Origin of the sequence: Pectobacterium sp. F1-1, from assembly GCF_025643735.1 — a bacterium.
Lineage (GTDB): Bacteria > Pseudomonadota > Gammaproteobacteria > Enterobacterales > Enterobacteriaceae > Pectobacterium > Pectobacterium colocasium.
This window is the reverse complement of record NZ_CP104733.1, coordinates 4564769-4580007: the sequence shown is the minus strand read 5'-3', so window position 1 is coordinate 4580007 and position 15239 is coordinate 4564769. Positions and strand designations below refer to the sequence as shown.

The window sequence follows — 15239 nt, the reverse complement described above, 5'->3', positions numbered from 1 at the left end:
TGAGATATCTTCCAGAGAGAGAATATGCCTGAATTACCTGAGGTTGAAACCAGTCGTCGGGGGATTTCACCCTATCTTGTCGATCATACCATTCTGTATGCTGAGGTTAGGAATACGCGCTTGCGCTGGCCGGTGTCGGCTGAGATCCTCTCGCTGAGCGATGAGCCGGTGCGCAGCGTGCGTCGGCGGGCAAAATACCTGCTGATTGAACTGACTCGCGGCTGGATTATTGTGCATCTCGGCATGTCGGGCAGCCTGCGGGTACTGCCGGAATATAGCGAGCCGGAGAAACACGATCATGTTGATTTGGTGATGGACAGTGGCAAAGTGCTGCGTTACACCGATCCCCGGCGCTTTGGTGCCTGGCTGTGGACGGATAATCCGGAAACCTGCTCGGTATTGGCGCATCTGGGGCCGGAGCCGTTAGAGGCGGAATTCTCTGCGGACTATCTCTATCAGGCCTCGCGCGGTAAAAAAACGGCAATCAAACAGTGGATTATGGATAACAAAGTGGTGGTTGGCGTAGGCAATATCTATGCGAGCGAATCGCTGTTTGCTGCGGGTATCCACCCTGACAGAGCCGCCGGATCGTTAAATGAAAACGATGCAGCCGTATTAGTGAACGTGATTAAGCAGGTGCTACAGCTTTCGATTGAGCAAGGTGGAACGACGCTGCGTGACTTTTTGCAGTCAGACGGTAAACCCGGCTATTTCGCTCAGGAACTGCGAGTCTATGGCCGCAATGGTGAACCTTGCCGGACATGTGGGACACCGATCGAAACCGCGAAACATGGGCAACGTAGCACGTTTTTCTGCCACCGTTGTCAACGTTAACCACCTATTAGTAAATAATAAAAATCAATTCAGACTATGGAAATCAATATGGGTACAGTCTTTTTCCTTGAAAGCTCAAAGAATATGGGGGGGCAAGAGTGGCAGCTTTTACAGCAAATGGAATCGTTGAATGCTCGGGGATTTACTACCAACCTCTTTTGTAGTGAGAAAGGTCGCATAAATGATGAAGCTCGGGCTCGTGGTCTATCTGTGATTAATTTACCGTTTCGTAATAGTTGTCATTTACCTACTGTTCGTGGAATACGAAATGAAATAAAACGTCAACGTCCACTTGCTTGTATTTGCCATAGTGGACACGACGCTAATAATTTGTGTATTGCGGTTCTAACATTGCTTAATCGACCGAAAATTATTCGCTCACGTACCTACTACACGAATAGAAAACCTAATCCGTTAAGCTGCTTTCTCCCTATCGATTTAGTTATGGTGCCAAGCCAATTTATGGCTGAAAAGGTCAGACCTCATTTCCCAGGTAAGCAGATTGAAGTTGTGTATCCTGGCATTGCATTTGAGAAATTGGATAGGGAAGTGAATTTACCGCTCTCTGACTCATTTGCAGCATGGTTGGGTGAAGGAGAAGGGGATGTGATCATCCAGCTCGGAATGCTGCGTGAGGAAAAAGGACATGGCATTATTCTTGCCGCATTGAGTGAGCTTGTACTGCATTCGCCTAATTTGCGCTATGTGATTGCAGGCGGTGGTAATGCTGAGCCGTTGCAAAAAGATATAGCTAGCCGCAATTTGCAACAGCATGTCTGGATTGGTGAGCTTAGCTCCGTTGCTGCTGCACTGAAATGCGCGGACATTCTGGTAATGCCATCGACAAGGGAGCCGCTTGGGATGGCGCAAATAGAGGCGCTAGGATTGGCTGTTCCCGTCATTATAAGCAACGAAGGTGGTTTACCGGAAACAGTGCAGGATGGTGTTACTGGTATAGTTGTGTCGTCTAATGAACCGCAGGCATGGGTAAAGGCCATCGCGTCGGCCTTGTCAAATAAAGACGTTATCCGAGCTTATGCCGAAGTCGGAAAAAAAGATGTCAGAGCACGATTTGGTCGCGATACAAACACCGAAAATTTGATCCGTATTGTGACAGAGTAAATCTAACAATTAAGATATTTTCAATTTTTCCATTAAAGCACTCACGATGGCATCGGGTAAGAAATGTGATACGTCACCGCCGTGACGAGCGACTTCTTTGACCAGAGAAGATGAAATAAACGACCACTCTTCCGATGGCATCAGAAAAACGCTTTCGAGCGTAGGCATCAGGTGATGATTCATTTTCGCGAGCTGGAGTTCATATTCGAAATCGGCAACGGCTCGCAAACCGCGTACGAGAATAGTGGCGTTTTGTTGCTGTGCGAAGTGTGCCATGAGATCGCTGAAGCCAATGACGTCGACATTCGATAAATGCTGGGTCGCCCCTTTTGCCAGTGACACGCGTTCATCCAGAGTGAAAAGCGTATGCTTGCTCGGGCTGGCGGCGATGGCCAGTACCACATGATCGAACAGTCGTGATGCACGCGTCAGCAGATCCAAGTGACCATTGGTTAATGGATCGAACGTTCCGGGGTAAATCGCTTTGGTTGTCATCACGTCAGCCCTTCATTCACTGTCTCGGTAGCGACTTTACTGCGTCCGCTGGGGCAAATAAGGTTCCAGGAGCGTAAGCAGCATCTGTAGTGCGCCCTGGTTTTGGTGTAACACTTCCACGGCGTGTCGACCATAGTAGAGGCGATAGTCTTCGTCAGCGAGCAGTTTCCCTACTTCTTTGCCAAGCGAGTCTGCATCGGTCACGGTAATCAATCCGTCGGCCTGGTCTAGCTTGTTACAGATGTCTTTGAAATTGAACGTGTGTGGCCCCATCAATACCGGAATAGCATGGGCTGCGGCTTCTAGTGGATTATGCCCGCCTCGTTCAACCAGACTTCCACCGACAAACGCCAGATCGGCGATGCCGTACAACAACATCAACTCACCCATGGTGTCCCCAATCACGACCTGAGTGCTGGCTGAAGGCTGTTCACCACTGCTGCGCAGCGTATAGGTAAATCCCAGATTTTCCGCCAATGATTGAGTGGTTGCGAAACGTTCCGGATGGCGGGGCACAAGAATCAGTAATAAATCAGGGTAGGTAGCAAGCAGTTGTCGATGAGCGGCCAGAACGATCGCTTCCTCACCTTCGTGTGTACTGGTAGCGATCCATACTGGGCGGCGCGGCGCCCATTGTCGGCGTAATGTCACCGCACGTGCCGCCAGTTCCGGCGTCACAGAAATATCAAATTTAAGACTGCCGGTCACTTTCAGGCTTGAGCGCTTCAGGCCAAGATCGATAAATCGATTCCCGTCTTCCTGATTCTGTGCGGCAACGAGGGTAATGCGCTGCAAGATATGGCGCATTAGCTTGCCTATTTTCTTATAACCCGCCGCAGATCGCTCTGACAGCCTTGCGTTTGCAATAACCAGCGGAATGTCACGTTTATGCAGCTCTGCAATCAGGTTTGGCCATAGCTCTGTTTCCATAATGATGACGATTTTCGGACGAACCTGGTCAAAAAAGCGTTTCAGAGCGCTGGGCAAATCATAAGGCAGGTAAACGTGATAGACCGTGTCGCCAAAAGCGGAACGCACGCGCTCGGAACCGGTTGGCGTCATGGTTGTTACTGTGATCGGCAGATTGGGGTAACGATGGCGCAGCGCTCTCACTAGGGGAATGGCAGCCAGCGTTTCACCCACCGACACCGAATGCAGCATGATACCGTCTGGCTTAACCTTCTCTGCACAAAAACCGTAGCGTTCACCCCAGCGCCGACGATAGGCAGGAGCCTTGCGGCCACGAAGCCACAGGCGAAGCCAAATCAACGGTTGGATGAGGTACAGGATAATGGTGTAGAGAGTTTGTAGCATAAGGTTTACTGTTATCGGTTATCGCTGGGATGATTTTATCGGGTTCGTGAGGATAAGGCTATTTGTAAAACGGATGTCGTTTATTCCTCAGCCTATTTTCCTAAAAATTGCAGGCGGATGTGCACATGGCCGCAATCGTTGAATCTAATACGGGAAACGGACAACCGAACAAGCCAGAAGAGCCAACTATAATCCACACGCACCTTAATTATGAGGTGTTGGTATCTATTTTGAGTTTTTAAGGAATGTACGTTTCATTTTTCTTGTGATGCCTTTGCTTTCATTAATAATATTTTTCTTTAGCCGCTGCAAAGGGTAAAGAAAAAACAACCATAATCGATAATATAACTTATCTATTCCTTCCAGAATAACAATAGAGTCTTTAAGCTTACTGTAGTGATTTCTGTTAAGTTGCCTTAGTGTTTCTTCGGCAACATTACGGTATGTTAATCCTATATTACGATGATTTTCTTCATGATGGAAAAATTCAGTTTTATTGATTTTTTCAATGCCAACAGAAAATGGAATAGGGCCTGTGGTATTTAACACACCTTTCATCCCTACACCATAAATCCAGGGCTTGTAGTTTGTTAATCTATAAACAACTTCGTCTAGAGCAGACTTAATATAAGGAGAGCCGGGTACTGCAATTATGTTCCATTGTTGGTACTCCCCACATTTTAAGAATTTTAACTCTTTGTGTATCCCCATATTTCTATCGCAGCCATATTTCTTATTATCCCAACTGCATAGCAATACTTCACAATCTTCTTTAATGGCTTCATCGAGTGGGATTGAACATGAGCTTTTAATATCCAAATAGACACCACCCTCGATGTAAATCAAAAGATAGCGAAATAAATCAGCTCTGGCCGCACCATACTTTGGATCTATACTTAAATAAATATTCAGCGTCTCTTTTCCGTAATGTTTTTCTATATATTCAATTATGCTATTTTCATCGTAGAAATAATACTCCCATCCCGGATTCCGCTCTCTTAATTTATCCACAGACACTAAAATTTCTTTAGGCAGATCATGTACGCCTTTAGTATATATCTGATGGATTTTTTTAGGTATTTTCATCACTGTGTCGTCCTTGGTAAAGAAATTATTTAATAATAGAAATTATTTAATAATAGAAATTATATAGTGATCGTGATTCTTATTTTCTAGTTTTGTTATTCAGTGACCATAACGCTGTATACTTATTAAATGTATATTGAGCGTTAACAAATGCGAGCAGCAATCCTTGTTTCCCATCCAAAAAACCTGCTCTGAAGATCCAAGTCTTTAAGAATGAAAATATAGAATGAGTAAATATCTCAGAATAGCGGCAAGATCTTCCTTTCTCATGACGTTCTCTTGCCCACGCAACAGCATAGCGCAACTGCTTTTCCTGGAATACTGAGAAATCACGGCAGGTTAAATGCTTAAGATCTCCATATAAATGTTGAACAGGGGCATCGCCGCAATTCAATGATTCATGCACGTTGTTGTCATTGTATTGGTAGTGTTTATTTGCATAGAGCCGGATTACCTTATCGGGATACCAACCACTATGTTTCATAAAGCGACCAAGGAAGAGATTTTTCCTCGCGAAGGAGTAAACGATTTTATCGTCTAGATGGGATTGGAGTAATATTTTTTCAATGGATTGGCGTAATTCAGGGGTAATTCTTTCATCGGCATCAATGAAAAAAACATAGTCTCCACTAGCATAACCCTGCGCCCGTTGCCTTTGTTTACCATACCCCGGCCAGTCATTATGTTGATAGACTTTTGCGCCATATCGATGAGCTATTTCTACCGTAGAATCGGTACTGCCAGAATCGACGACAATAATCTCATCCGCCCAGCTAACAGAGCGCAGGCACTCTTCTATTAGTTCGGATTCGTTTTTTGTGATTAGTAAGGCAGATAGATTTTTTTTCATGTTGTCAAATGGAGGAAAGTTATGAAAAGAAAATATGATGTTATTATTTAATAATCTATTTGTTATTTTTTTCTTATTTTTATCTTTATGAATAGAAAATATATAACGTGATGTTTCTCTGTGTTTCTATAAGAGAATATTTTTTGTTTCAATGTGTAATAATTTACTCCTGGTATTTTATAAAAATGCCTGTTTTTTATGTTTATTATAACTTTGTCATCTGGGTATATATTATCTAATTTTAGTTCAAATATCATATCTCGTGATTTCTCTAGCAATTTTTTAATGTTTTCTTTTTTTGAGAACTCATACGAAAAACCTATTACATGCTGTAAATAATCAATGATGATATCTTTGTTTTCTACAAGGCGATTTTTATTTTTCATGTAGCCGAAAAAGTACTTAAAACAATCCAATTGCTCTTGTGATTTATCTGACTTTTTTAATACTTCATTCATTATAGATGATTGATGGCTAACATAATAATATAATCTTTCTTTTATAAAGTAAATGTTATTAGAATATATTAAATACATTAGTAAAAAAACATGGTCTTCATATAATAATCCTGAAGGGAATTGAATGTCATTATCTATTATGATTTCTTTTTTTATTATTTTATTCCATAAATAAACATCCATTTTTTTTATTATATGACAGTTTATTTCTTTTTTTCCTGTAAACTTATGTGTTGTGTATTCATCAGAATAAGCTATTGCGTTTTCATTTTCTTTGACTAAATTGACCCCCCAATGAACTATATCAATATGAGGGTCTTGGAAAAAATCTAATGCGTATTCATATGTGTTTAATTCTATATAATCATCTGAGTCAACAAACGTAATATATTTTGCTGTAGAGTTTTTTAACCCTACATTCCGAGTATAGGCTATTCCTGAGTTTCTTTGGGATATGACTTTTATCCTATTATCTAAATCCGAGTATTTTAATAGTATAGATAAAGATCTATCAGTTGAGCCATCGTCTATGCATACTATTTCAATATCTTTAAATGTTTGATTTATTATACTCAACAAACATTTGTCAAGATATTTTTCAGAATTGAATACTGGTACAATTACAGATAATAATGGCATTGTCATTTGTATGGTCATAATAGAGAATTATAAGGAATTAGTTTTCCGATAACTGTATAATATTTAGCATTTTAAGGAACGTAAAAACTTCTTTATAAGAAAGAAGAATAAATTGATGTTCTTTTCCATCGTCCCTTTTTTTCTACTCCTTTTTTCTTTTTGCAGATTTAATTGCCTCTCTTTCTCAATGTTACTATTATATATGCTAACAATGGGGTGACGTATTATCTCTGAAAAATATAGCTCTCTGAAACATCCTTTTTTATATAAATAATCCCATTTATCAGCTATGTAATAATTTCTATTGAATTCTTCATGAAAGTTTTTTGCTAACTCATTGCTGATAAGATAACAACATGCTCTTGTTATGTAAGCCGGTTTGTAGATTAATTTCCTACATATTACGCCGTTAATTACTTGCTTATTAAAAAATGATAAGGATGCTTTTCTTCTTTGCTCTAACCCTTCTTGCCCACCAAGTATATATAACGCATATTTATTTAGCTTTTCTCTATCATGTCCAGATAAGCCATCTATAAAATTTTTTAATGATGAATCAACAATAGCATCATCTTCCAAAATAATAGACCACTCTATGTTATCATTAATTATTCTAGAATATATTTTTTGATGGCTTAAAGAGCATCCTATTTCCGATACCGTTGGATTAAACTCTTTTGGCGAACTAGCCTTAATCCTGTCTAGTTCCTCTCTTGGTAGATCAGAACCTAGTATCGCGTCAATAAACTCAAAATCAATACTCTCTTTTTTAAGCGATTCAGCGATGGATTTTCTTCTGTCGGTGTCTTTAGCTAAAGATACAATGAATACTGGAATTTTATTCTTTTCCATTTTTACTTTCCAAAGAATGCTTTAATGAAAAAATACTTGGCATAAATTTTTACGCCTTTTATATATTTTCTATTATGAAACTGATGCTTAGCACAATATCGCATATTACTTGCAGTTACTGCCTCTAAGAGAGGCTCATTTCGCCATGGCGAATTGTCTTTGGCTTTTAAAAAGTATTTTGTACAAGTGTAATTGGCCGCCCATTTATGCCATGGCTTAGTGGGGCCGATATAATGAATAAAAATAGTCTCTGTGGATATAGGTGTTGGCGCCGACTCGCCGTTACTATATTTTAACTCATAATTGATACTGAACTGGGTGTTGTATTTATTATCCAGTTTGTAAAAATCCCCTGCCAAAAGTATATTTAAAGCATCCTGATCCGGATGGGTAATGACTTGCTTCATCTCTGGATCGATCAGAAAACGCATGCTATTTTCTGTTACAGCGGCCTGATGCCAGTTATTGATTCCAATTAACAAAACGCCGGAGTTAAAGTAACCATTGCTGAGTTCAGGATGTTGAAGTTTTTGTGCACGGTTTTCCCACCAACGGCTATCACCATCTAAAACAGCAGCGGCAATATGGCTACTAATATCTAATTTTATTAATTCTTGCAACGAGCCATTACATATAATGTCCGCATCAAGGTAGAGAACTCTATCGAGTATCTGATAGAAATAGTCGGCAATAATAAAGCGGAAATAAATGGCATAGCTCCAGAGTTTTGTTTCTGGTAACGTTTTTAACCAAGTGCAATCAACGATATAAATGTTAATAGTTGTATTGTATTGCTCTGCCATCTCTTGAAATCTGGCTTTATCACCATCACTGAGTTTGTCGGTAAACACGTGGAAGGATAAACAGTAATCGGGATTCTTTAATAAAATAGATGCGATAGCGATGGCGCAGCCATAAATGAATTTTTCATCCGTGCCAAAGGCTATGTCTAACTCGGCATCGTTTTTAGTATAGGAGAATGAGTGTACAGTTTTTATGACTTTTTCTTTGTCAAAGTACATGAGCTTACCGTGTTGGATGAATAGCGAAGAGAATAACGTGTTGTAAGAAACAGGTCAGAATATGTTTTTATTTATCATTATGATTCGATAATCAACTGCGCCGCCTTTTCTGGCAGGCTATAAATATCTTCCGTGTCGGCAAAGTGGCGGGCATTTTCTGCCCACTGTTTCAGCGTTTCTGGCTGACTAAGTGCATGTGACAACGCGTGGTTCAACGCTATCTGGTTAAAAGGTTCGGGGATGACTTGTCCAGCCTGTGAGCGCTCAATGTAAAACGCATAACCGCACGCATCGGTAACCAGTATCGGTAACCCCGCCGCAATAGCCTCAAGCAAAACGATGCCTGCGGCTTCCTGATGTGCCGGATGCAGTAACAAGTCTGCGGCTACCATGAAGTCAGGAATGTCATCTCGGCCAGAGAAAAAGTGGATCTGTTTACCAATACCGAGCTGTTCCGCTTGTTGTTGAAACGGTTTTGGATCGTCCTGACCGACCACCAGAAAGGCAACGTGTTTGCGTATTTCCTCTGGCAGGCTGGCAATCGCGCTCAGGCTGCGGCCAACACCTTTGCGTTTGAAATCGGAACCGACTTGCAACAGAACAAATCCGTTTTCATCCAGATGGTGCTGTTGACGAAACCGAGAACGCGTATCTGGAGAACGCGTGCTGTATTTTCTATCCCGTGAAATCCCCGGTGGTAGCATAAAAAAGCGTTCATCTTGTGTGCCGTAATGCTTCTGAAAATGGGCAATTTGCCTCGGTGTTAGCATCAGCATACGCGTGCGACTGTTTCTGTCGAACACGTCGCGTTCAAGTGCCACATATCCTCGGCAGCGTGGTGTTAACCGATAAAAGAAGCCTTTTTCCTGAACCGCCTTTTCTGCCGTACATCCTTCTGCGGCATAGTAGAAGTCCAGTCCTGGCATTTTGCTAAATCCGACAACGCGATCGACAGGATGCTGTTGTAAATGGCGTTGTATCCAGTCGGAAAAACGGCGATGGCGAGTATGATTTCCCAATCCAGAGATGGGCACGAGAATGATCTCAAACCCTTCAGGTTTGTCGCCTTGCCATTCGCTAGTGTAAACACGAATATTGTGGCCTTGTTTTTGGCAAGTTTGTGCGATGCTCAGAAAATCCCGCTGTAGCCCGCCGAAAGGAAAGAATTTGTAGACGCAGAATGCGATTTTCATTGGGCATCTCTTTGCGACGTGATATTCAGCATCTGTTCTGAGGCCAAAATGACATCTTCCGCAGGGATGCAGGACAAATACTTAACCGTCTGATCATAGTTATAGTGAGCTGGCATCGGTTGATATTCCCCTGCCCAAATCTGTTTATAGTGTTCGCACCACGGACGCCATACCTTGTAGTCTGTTGGGCCAAATAAGCTGACGAGTGGCGTATTTAATGCGGCAGCCATGTGCATTGGGGCTGAATCTACGCCAATATATAGCACGGCATTGTCGATTAACGCCGCCAGTTCCGGAAAGCTCGTTTTGCCCGCAAATGACATCTCAGGTTTATGAATGCACTGTGAATAAATATCGCGAACGACAGATAAATCCTCTTCCGATGGACCGCACGTTAACACGACTTCCAGATTTTTTTCTTTAAGATAGTCAATCACCTGAGCGAACTTGTCGTTATCCCAAAATTTATAATATTGACGCGTTGTGGGCTGGATGACGACATAAGGCTGTGTTAACAGCGTCGGACAGTGGTTAAAAATACGTTTGGCATCGTCTTGATGATAATGCAGTGATAGTCGTGAAACGGTATTCGATGCTGGTAGCGCTAGCGGCGTAAGTAAATAGAGATTTTGTTCAACAATATGTGCGCCTATTGGCGGTACACAGTGGTCGAAAAACAAACGCCAGATTTTACCCTTCAGCTTATTACCGCGATCGAGCGCAATGCTACGTCCACCTAAGGATTGTACTAACAACGCAATCGGCCACTGATCCGCAAGATTAACGATGAGGTCGTACTTATTTTTTTTCAGTGTTTTTCTGACATCGGTGAAATTACGCACTTTCTCGGAGAGCGTCTTCGTTTTTCTCTTCAACCCATAAAGCTGATTGATCTCTGGATTGGCGGAGAGAATGGGCATCGTATCCTGATAGAGTAATACGTCGATTTTAGCCTCAGGATAATTAGCTTTCAGTGTGCTGATGAGCGGAGTGGTCAGCAGCATATCGCCATGATATCTAAGCTTCACCACGAGAATTCGGCGATAAGAGATGATGCGTTGACTCACTCGTTTTCCTTCATGTCATCAAAAGTTATGATTTTTACAGGCACGCTACCGCCTTGGCTCAACAGCGACCAAAAGACTGATTCTATCCATGTGGCGCGACAGCATGGATAGCTAATTTTTCCTTTATGGTACTAAAACCCACACCCCTCTCACAGTAGTAATTAATATTATACCCGTCATCTTGAAAGCTGCGCAGAGGTTACCTTTACTCGGAGGTTCCCGACCACCGATGGTTTTGTGTTGTCATGCCCTTCCTCGTTTTTCGAAAAGATGTTGAGCGCATTGAATTGACAGTCATATCAACTTAATTGTACAACTTAGTTGATATCAACCCGAAATAATGTAAAGGAACAGGCGATGTTGACGATGACTTTTTCTGATGTTCGGCAGAAATTTGCCAAAGTGCTGGATACGGCTATTACGCAGCCAGTGACGATTACCCGTCGTTCAGCGCCGGATATGGTGGTTATCACCGCGGCACAGTTTGCCGAGTTGCAGCAGGCTAAATTTGAAGCTTCTCTTGCCAAGGTAATGAGTAAGCCAAAGAATCAGGCGTTGTTTAAGGAACTTGCTGATAAATGATCTTCTTCTTAACGGTTGAGCAGGTCATCGCAATCCATGATTATCAGTTGGAAATGTATGGTGGCTTGCCTGGGTACAGGGATATCGGCGTAGTGGAAGGCATGGTTGCCCGCGTTGAGAATCTTCACACATACCAGAATGAGAATGACCTGCACATGCTTGCCGCATCGCTGTTGCTTTCGATAGCGCGCGGGCATGGCTTTAATGATGCGAATAAAAGGACTTCGGCGGCAGCGGCTATGGTGTTTCTTGATATGAATGGCGCGTCAATGACTCCGTCAGAAAACTTTGCTGATTTTGTGGTAATGGCAGCGCAAGGGCTTTACGACGTTCATACCGTCGCGGAAGAACTGAAAAAACTCGTCGATTAGGATCATCGCTGCTTTAGCCATTTTCCCGTCAGCGTGGTGCCAAGACAAAACGCCATCAGCCACGCAATAAGCATATCTCGTGAATAGAGAATAACGTCGCTCAGCCCATACATCAGCAGTGCGAAAAGCAGCGCCGCAGAGAGATGGCTGCGTAGAACAAAAAATGAAAAATAAAATAGAGAGGCATAAAGCAATACTAGCAGTATCACTCCTGGTATGCCCTTCAACGAAAAAGCGTCAATCACTTCGTTATGCAGGTGAACATTCAAATACCCCAGCGCGCCGGATAATTCAGACTCTTGCTTTGCTTGTGCAATGATATGTTCTGCACGCTGTTCGGCGGATTGTCCAAACAGGGCTTCTTCTCCTGCCTCGATACCAGATTGGTACATCGCAATACGCGCCCCCACCGATGTCATGCTGTTGTCCATACTATAGCTGTGTATATCGTTGATCAGGTCGTTGACTCGTTGATGAAGTGTATTCTGGAAGAGGAATAAACACAGGAGAAGTGTGGCGGCTGAGCCGATGAATGCTTTAATAAGCAGGCGTTTATTATGTCTGACTTCTGACAATAAAATAGTTGCGCCGACAATCGGGTAGACGAATATCGCTGCCCGCGTCTCTGTTAGCAGAATAGCCACCATCACTAACAGAAAATGCCCCAGGTAAAGATAATACTTATAAGGCGAATCGAGTTTAAGCAGTGCCTGTGCGCTTAGGGCGCCAATGAAAGTCAGAAAATAGGCCGCGCTCGTGGCTGTGCCAAATACCAACCCAATACGATGCATTCCACTGAACCATGCCTGATAAAATGCATATCCTAATGCTAAGACACAAATGACGAGCATATAGGCATGTAACCGTTGTGGCTGACTCTTTTGTGAGAGATGCAAGACCGTCAGCAGGGTAAATGCACCCAGAATACCGGCGTGTGCGGATGCCCTGTACGCGTTATAGACATAAGGGAAAAGGCTATCAGGTTGATAATAGTGGTGATACCAGATGAGATTGGTTAAACCGATAGCCAGCAGGAAAAGTGGAATCAGTAACAATCGTTTAGCCGCTATTACGGTTCTTAGGTTTGTCGCCACATAGAAAACAGAGAGAGAACCCGTGAGATAAAACAGCCACCCGGCAATAATGCTACTAAATGGCATGATGGCTAATGTGAGTAAACAGCCGGGGAAAACAGTTTTAAGCGCGACAGTCGAGCTTATACTGGGCGTTTTGCCCAGTTCGTATCTTAATTCATTAAGCATGTATTTATTCACTGTCGGGAGCGATATCACTCGTCTGATGCAGGTAATTCTATCAGCTTCTCTAATTTCTGATGGACGTGGCTAGCAGGAATTGTCTCCATTTTCTGGCTTTCAGACATTTCCACCACCTGATTCATTCCGTAGCCGCCAATCAGCCCCGGATCGGTTGGTCCGTACAAGGTGATATTCGGGCGATCCAGTGCCGCCGTCAGGTGGCTAAGCCCGGTATCGACGGAAACGACGGCTTTAGCGCCTGCTAATACCTCGGCGACCTGTTGCAGCGTGAGGCGCGGTAAGACCTCAACGTGGGAGAATTCTTCCGCCAGCCGTAATGCGCGCTGATGCTCATGCTCCGCTCCCCAGGGGAGTTTGATGCGTAGTCCGCTCGGTGCCAATAGGGCAATCAGTTCACGCCAGTGTGCTTCCGGCCAGTGTTTTTCATCGCGCGTTGTGGCGTGGAGAAACACCAGATAGCGGTTGGCGTCTGCGGGCGGCTGGGAGAGGAAACGCGAGGCAATCGCATAATCGCCGCGCTCGGCGGGTTTCCGGTAGCCCAGACTGGCGGCAAACAGCTCTCGTACGCGCTCGACGGCATGCTGCTGACGGCTTATCGGGTGGCGATAGTTATAAAACCAGCTTGCCAGCGGTTCACGCGCGCTCTTGCAATCCAGTCCGTGTCTCTTTCCGTTGGCGAGCCGCGTCACCAGCAGCGCGCTTTTAATCAGCCCTTGCGCATCAATGACGGCATCATAACGGTACTGGCGTAGCTGGCGTTTAAATTCGGCACGTTCCTGACGTATCGGGGCGCTGAACCAGCTTTTGCGCCAGCGGCGTATCGCTACTGGAATCACGCGGGAAACCGCTGGATGCCAGCTGGGAATTTGCGCGAAACCTTCTTCAACCACCCAGTCGAATTGGATCCCAGGAATCACCTGCATGGCGTCGGTCAAGGCGGGTAACGTATGCAGCACATCGCCCATTGACGATGTTTTGACGATCAACACTCTCATGCGCCAGCTCCCAGCAGCGGACTTTCTCCGGAAAAAACGCTTTTTTCCTTAACAAGATACTTATCCAGTGCGTTGAGCACGCGTTCGGGCTGAATGTCGATCAAACTCTGGTGATACCCCTGTTCGGCATCCCCTTTGCGCACTCGGTGATAGCCGGTGATCAGCCGAATCACCTCGGCCTGATGGGACAACGGCGGGGTAAAATCGGGGCTGCTCGGGCCATAAAGCGCGACAAGCGGACGATGAAGCGCTGCGGCAACGTGCATGAGCCCGGAGTCGTTGCTGACGACGGCGTGGCAGGCGGCGATCAACACCACTGCCTGTTCCAGCGAGGTTTTCCCCGCCAGATTGGCGCAATGCTGCCGTGCCTCTTCCGTCAACCCCTGAAGGATATCGTCACAGGCTGAACGGTCATTGGCGGAGCCGAACAGCGCGATCTGGTAGCCACGCTCAATCAGGGTTTGCGCCAGCGCAGCATAGTGATAATGCGGCCACCGTTTGGCGGGACCGAATTCGGCACCGGGGCAAAAGCCGATGATGGAGCGTGCATCGCTGAGGTCGAAGGCCTGCATCATGTCCGCAATTTCGGCCTGATTGACCTGTAACTGTGGCCACAGTAACGGCTGCGGCAGATCCTCAGCACGACGAATACGGCGACGATCGTAGGCTAATGCGGCGTAACGCTGAACCATCAGCGGAAATGCTGCCTTATCCAGCACGCGTAAGTCGTTCAGTAGCCCATAACGCATTTCGCCACGCCAGCCTGTGCGCTGCGGAATGTTGGCAAAGAACGGGACCAGCGCGGATTTAAAGGAGTTGGGCAGCACGTAAGCGCGATCGTAACCTGCATCGCGCAGCGATACGCCAAGGCGGCGACGTTCGCCCAGTGCCAGTGCGCCGTGACCGAGCGGCATGGCTAACGCCTGATTGACTTCCGGCATCCGTGCCAGCAGCGGACGGCACCAAGCCGGAGCCATCACGTCAATGACCGCTTCCGGGTGTTCAGCCTTCAGTGTGCGATAAAGGCTGTGCGACATCATCATATCGCCGACCCAGGAAGGGCCGATGACCAAAATTTTCAT

At 44.7% G+C, this 15239-nt stretch carries 16 protein-coding genes; 4 read left to right on the top strand and 12 right to left on the bottom strand.

Annotation, left to right across the window (positions count from 1 at the left end):
- Positions 1-24 precede the first annotated feature (24 nt).
- Positions 25-834, top strand: coding sequence for a bifunctional DNA-formamidopyrimidine glycosylase/DNA-(apurinic or apyrimidinic site) lyase (gene mutM / locus NAL19_RS20570; protein WP_225086208.1), 810 nt, complete (start codon positions 25-27; stop codon positions 832-834).
- Between the two features lie 48 nt (positions 835-882).
- Positions 883-1956 carry a glycosyltransferase family 4 protein gene (locus NAL19_RS20565; protein WP_225086207.1) on the top strand — a complete coding sequence of 358 codons (1074 nt, stop codon included), beginning with the start codon at positions 883-885 and terminating at the stop codon, positions 1954-1956.
- Between the two features lie 9 nt (positions 1957-1965).
- On the opposite strand, the gene coaD is transcribed toward NAL19_RS20565, so the two are convergent.
- The 9 genes from coaD to rfaQ all read right to left on the bottom strand — a co-directional run bounded on the left by coaD (position 1966) and on the right by rfaQ (position 10932).
- Entirely contained in the window at positions 1966-2451 is a 486-nt protein-coding gene (gene coaD / locus NAL19_RS20560; protein WP_225088241.1) for a pantetheine-phosphate adenylyltransferase, read from the bottom strand.
- Positions 2452-2487: 36 nt separating this feature from the next.
- Positions 2488-3765: a lipid IV(A) 3-deoxy-D-manno-octulosonic acid transferase gene (waaA, locus tag NAL19_RS20555; protein ID WP_225086206.1), complete on the bottom strand. Its 1278-nt coding sequence runs from the start codon at positions 3763-3765 to the stop codon at positions 2488-2490.
- 225 nt (positions 3766-3990) lie between these two features.
- On the bottom strand, positions 3991-4851 hold the full coding sequence (locus NAL19_RS20550) for a glycosyltransferase family 32 protein (RefSeq protein WP_263058303.1): 861 nt from the start codon (positions 4849-4851) through the stop codon (positions 3991-3993).
- A gap of 79 nt (positions 4852-4930) precedes the next feature.
- Positions 4931-5701 carry a glycosyltransferase family 2 protein gene (locus NAL19_RS20545; RefSeq protein ID WP_039498438.1) on the bottom strand — a complete coding sequence of 257 codons (771 nt, stop codon included), beginning with the start codon at positions 5699-5701 and terminating at the stop codon, positions 4931-4933.
- Positions 5702-5763: 62 nt separating this feature from the next.
- Entirely contained in the window at positions 5764-6804 is a 1041-nt protein-coding gene (locus NAL19_RS20540; RefSeq protein ID WP_158606105.1) for a glycosyltransferase family 2 protein, read from the bottom strand.
- Between the two features lie 57 nt (positions 6805-6861).
- Entirely contained in the window at positions 6862-7650 is a 789-nt protein-coding gene (locus NAL19_RS20535; protein WP_052326055.1) for a glycosyltransferase family 25 protein, read from the bottom strand.
- A gap of 2 nt (positions 7651-7652) precedes the next feature.
- Positions 7653-8672 carry a lipopolysaccharide 3-alpha-galactosyltransferase gene (waaO, locus tag NAL19_RS20530; RefSeq protein WP_263058302.1) on the bottom strand — a complete coding sequence of 340 codons (1020 nt, stop codon included), beginning with the start codon at positions 8670-8672 and terminating at the stop codon, positions 7653-7655.
- A gap of 77 nt (positions 8673-8749) precedes the next feature.
- On the bottom strand, positions 8750-9865 hold the full coding sequence (locus NAL19_RS20525; protein ID WP_263058301.1) for a glycosyltransferase family 4 protein: 1116 nt from the start codon (positions 9863-9865) through the stop codon (positions 8750-8752).
- Positions 9862-10932 (bottom strand): lipopolysaccharide core heptosyltransferase RfaQ, encoded by a 1071-nt coding sequence (gene rfaQ, locus NAL19_RS20520; RefSeq protein WP_263058300.1) that lies wholly within the window; start codon positions 10930-10932, stop codon positions 9862-9864. Before rfaQ ends, NAL19_RS20525 begins: the two co-directional genes overlap by 4 nt.
- Before the next feature lie 357 nt (positions 10933-11289).
- Here rfaQ and NAL19_RS20515 point away from each other — a divergent pair, with 357 nt between their 5' ends.
- On the top strand, positions 11290-11514 hold the full coding sequence (locus NAL19_RS20515) for a type II toxin-antitoxin system Phd/YefM family antitoxin (protein ID WP_180740762.1): 225 nt from the start codon (positions 11290-11292) through the stop codon (positions 11512-11514).
- On the top strand, positions 11511-11885 hold the full coding sequence (locus NAL19_RS20510) for a type II toxin-antitoxin system death-on-curing family toxin (RefSeq protein WP_225086197.1): 375 nt from the start codon (positions 11511-11513) through the stop codon (positions 11883-11885). The genes NAL19_RS20515 and NAL19_RS20510 overlap by 4 nt, the downstream gene beginning before the upstream one ends.
- 2 nt (positions 11886-11887) lie before the next feature.
- Here the strand turns inward: NAL19_RS20510 and NAL19_RS20505 are convergent, their stop codons facing one another.
- Genes NAL19_RS20505 through rfaF form a run of 3 tightly spaced genes read right to left on the bottom strand, consistent with a single transcriptional unit; the run spans position 11888 to position 15239 of the window.
- Entirely contained in the window at positions 11888-13147 is a 1260-nt protein-coding gene (locus NAL19_RS20505) for an O-antigen ligase family protein (RefSeq protein WP_225086196.1), read from the bottom strand.
- A gap of 26 nt (positions 13148-13173) precedes the next feature.
- Positions 13174-14157 carry a lipopolysaccharide heptosyltransferase RfaC gene (rfaC, locus tag NAL19_RS20500; protein ID WP_263058299.1) on the bottom strand — a complete coding sequence of 328 codons (984 nt, stop codon included), beginning with the start codon at positions 14155-14157 and terminating at the stop codon, positions 13174-13176.
- A complete protein-coding gene (gene rfaF / locus NAL19_RS20495; protein WP_263058298.1) occupies positions 14154-15239 on the bottom strand; it encodes an ADP-heptose--LPS heptosyltransferase RfaF in 1086 nt (361 codons plus the stop codon). Before rfaF ends, rfaC begins: the two co-directional genes overlap by 4 nt.

Bases quoted from the DNA above. Each gene is read 5' to 3' on its own strand.
- mutM (WP_225086208.1), top strand. From the start codon at position 25: ATGCCTGAATTACCTGAGGTTGAAACCAGTCGTCGGGGGATTTCACCC.
- NAL19_RS20565 (WP_225086207.1), top strand. From the start codon at position 883: ATGGGTACAGTCTTTTTCCTTGAAAGCTCAAAGAATATGGGGGGGCAA.
- coaD (WP_225088241.1), bottom strand. From the start codon at position 2,451: ATGACAACCAAAGCGATTTACCCCGGAACGTTCGATCCATTAACCAAT.
- waaA (WP_225086206.1), bottom strand. From the start codon at position 3,765: ATGCTACAAACTCTCTACACCATTATCCTGTACCTCATCCAACCGTTG.
- NAL19_RS20550 (WP_263058303.1), bottom strand. From the start codon at position 4,851: ATGAAAATACCTAAAAAAATCCATCAGATATATACTAAAGGCGTACAT.
- NAL19_RS20545 (WP_039498438.1), bottom strand. From the start codon at position 5,701: ATGAAAAAAAATCTATCTGCCTTACTAATCACAAAAAACGAATCCGAA.
- NAL19_RS20540 (WP_158606105.1), bottom strand. From the start codon at position 6,804: ATGACAATGCCATTATTATCTGTAATTGTACCAGTATTCAATTCTGAA.
- NAL19_RS20535 (WP_052326055.1), bottom strand. From the start codon at position 7,650: ATGGAAAAGAATAAAATTCCAGTATTCATTGTATCTTTAGCTAAAGAC.
- waaO (WP_263058302.1), bottom strand. From the start codon at position 8,672: ATGTACTTTGACAAAGAAAAAGTCATAAAAACTGTACACTCATTCTCC.
- NAL19_RS20525 (WP_263058301.1), bottom strand. From the start codon at position 9,865: ATGAAAATCGCATTCTGCGTCTACAAATTCTTTCCTTTCGGCGGGCTA.
- NAL19_RS20515 (WP_180740762.1), top strand. From the start codon at position 11,290: ATGTTGACGATGACTTTTTCTGATGTTCGGCAGAAATTTGCCAAAGTG.
- NAL19_RS20510 (WP_225086197.1), top strand. From the start codon at position 11,511: ATGATCTTCTTCTTAACGGTTGAGCAGGTCATCGCAATCCATGATTAT.
- NAL19_RS20505 (WP_225086196.1), bottom strand. From the start codon at position 13,147: ATGCTTAATGAATTAAGATACGAACTGGGCAAAACGCCCAGTATAAGC.
- rfaC (WP_263058299.1), bottom strand. From the start codon at position 14,157: ATGAGAGTGTTGATCGTCAAAACATCGTCAATGGGCGATGTGCTGCAT.
- rfaF (WP_263058298.1), bottom strand. From the start codon at position 15,239: ATGAAAATTTTGGTCATCGGCCCTTCCTGGGTCGGCGATATGATGATG.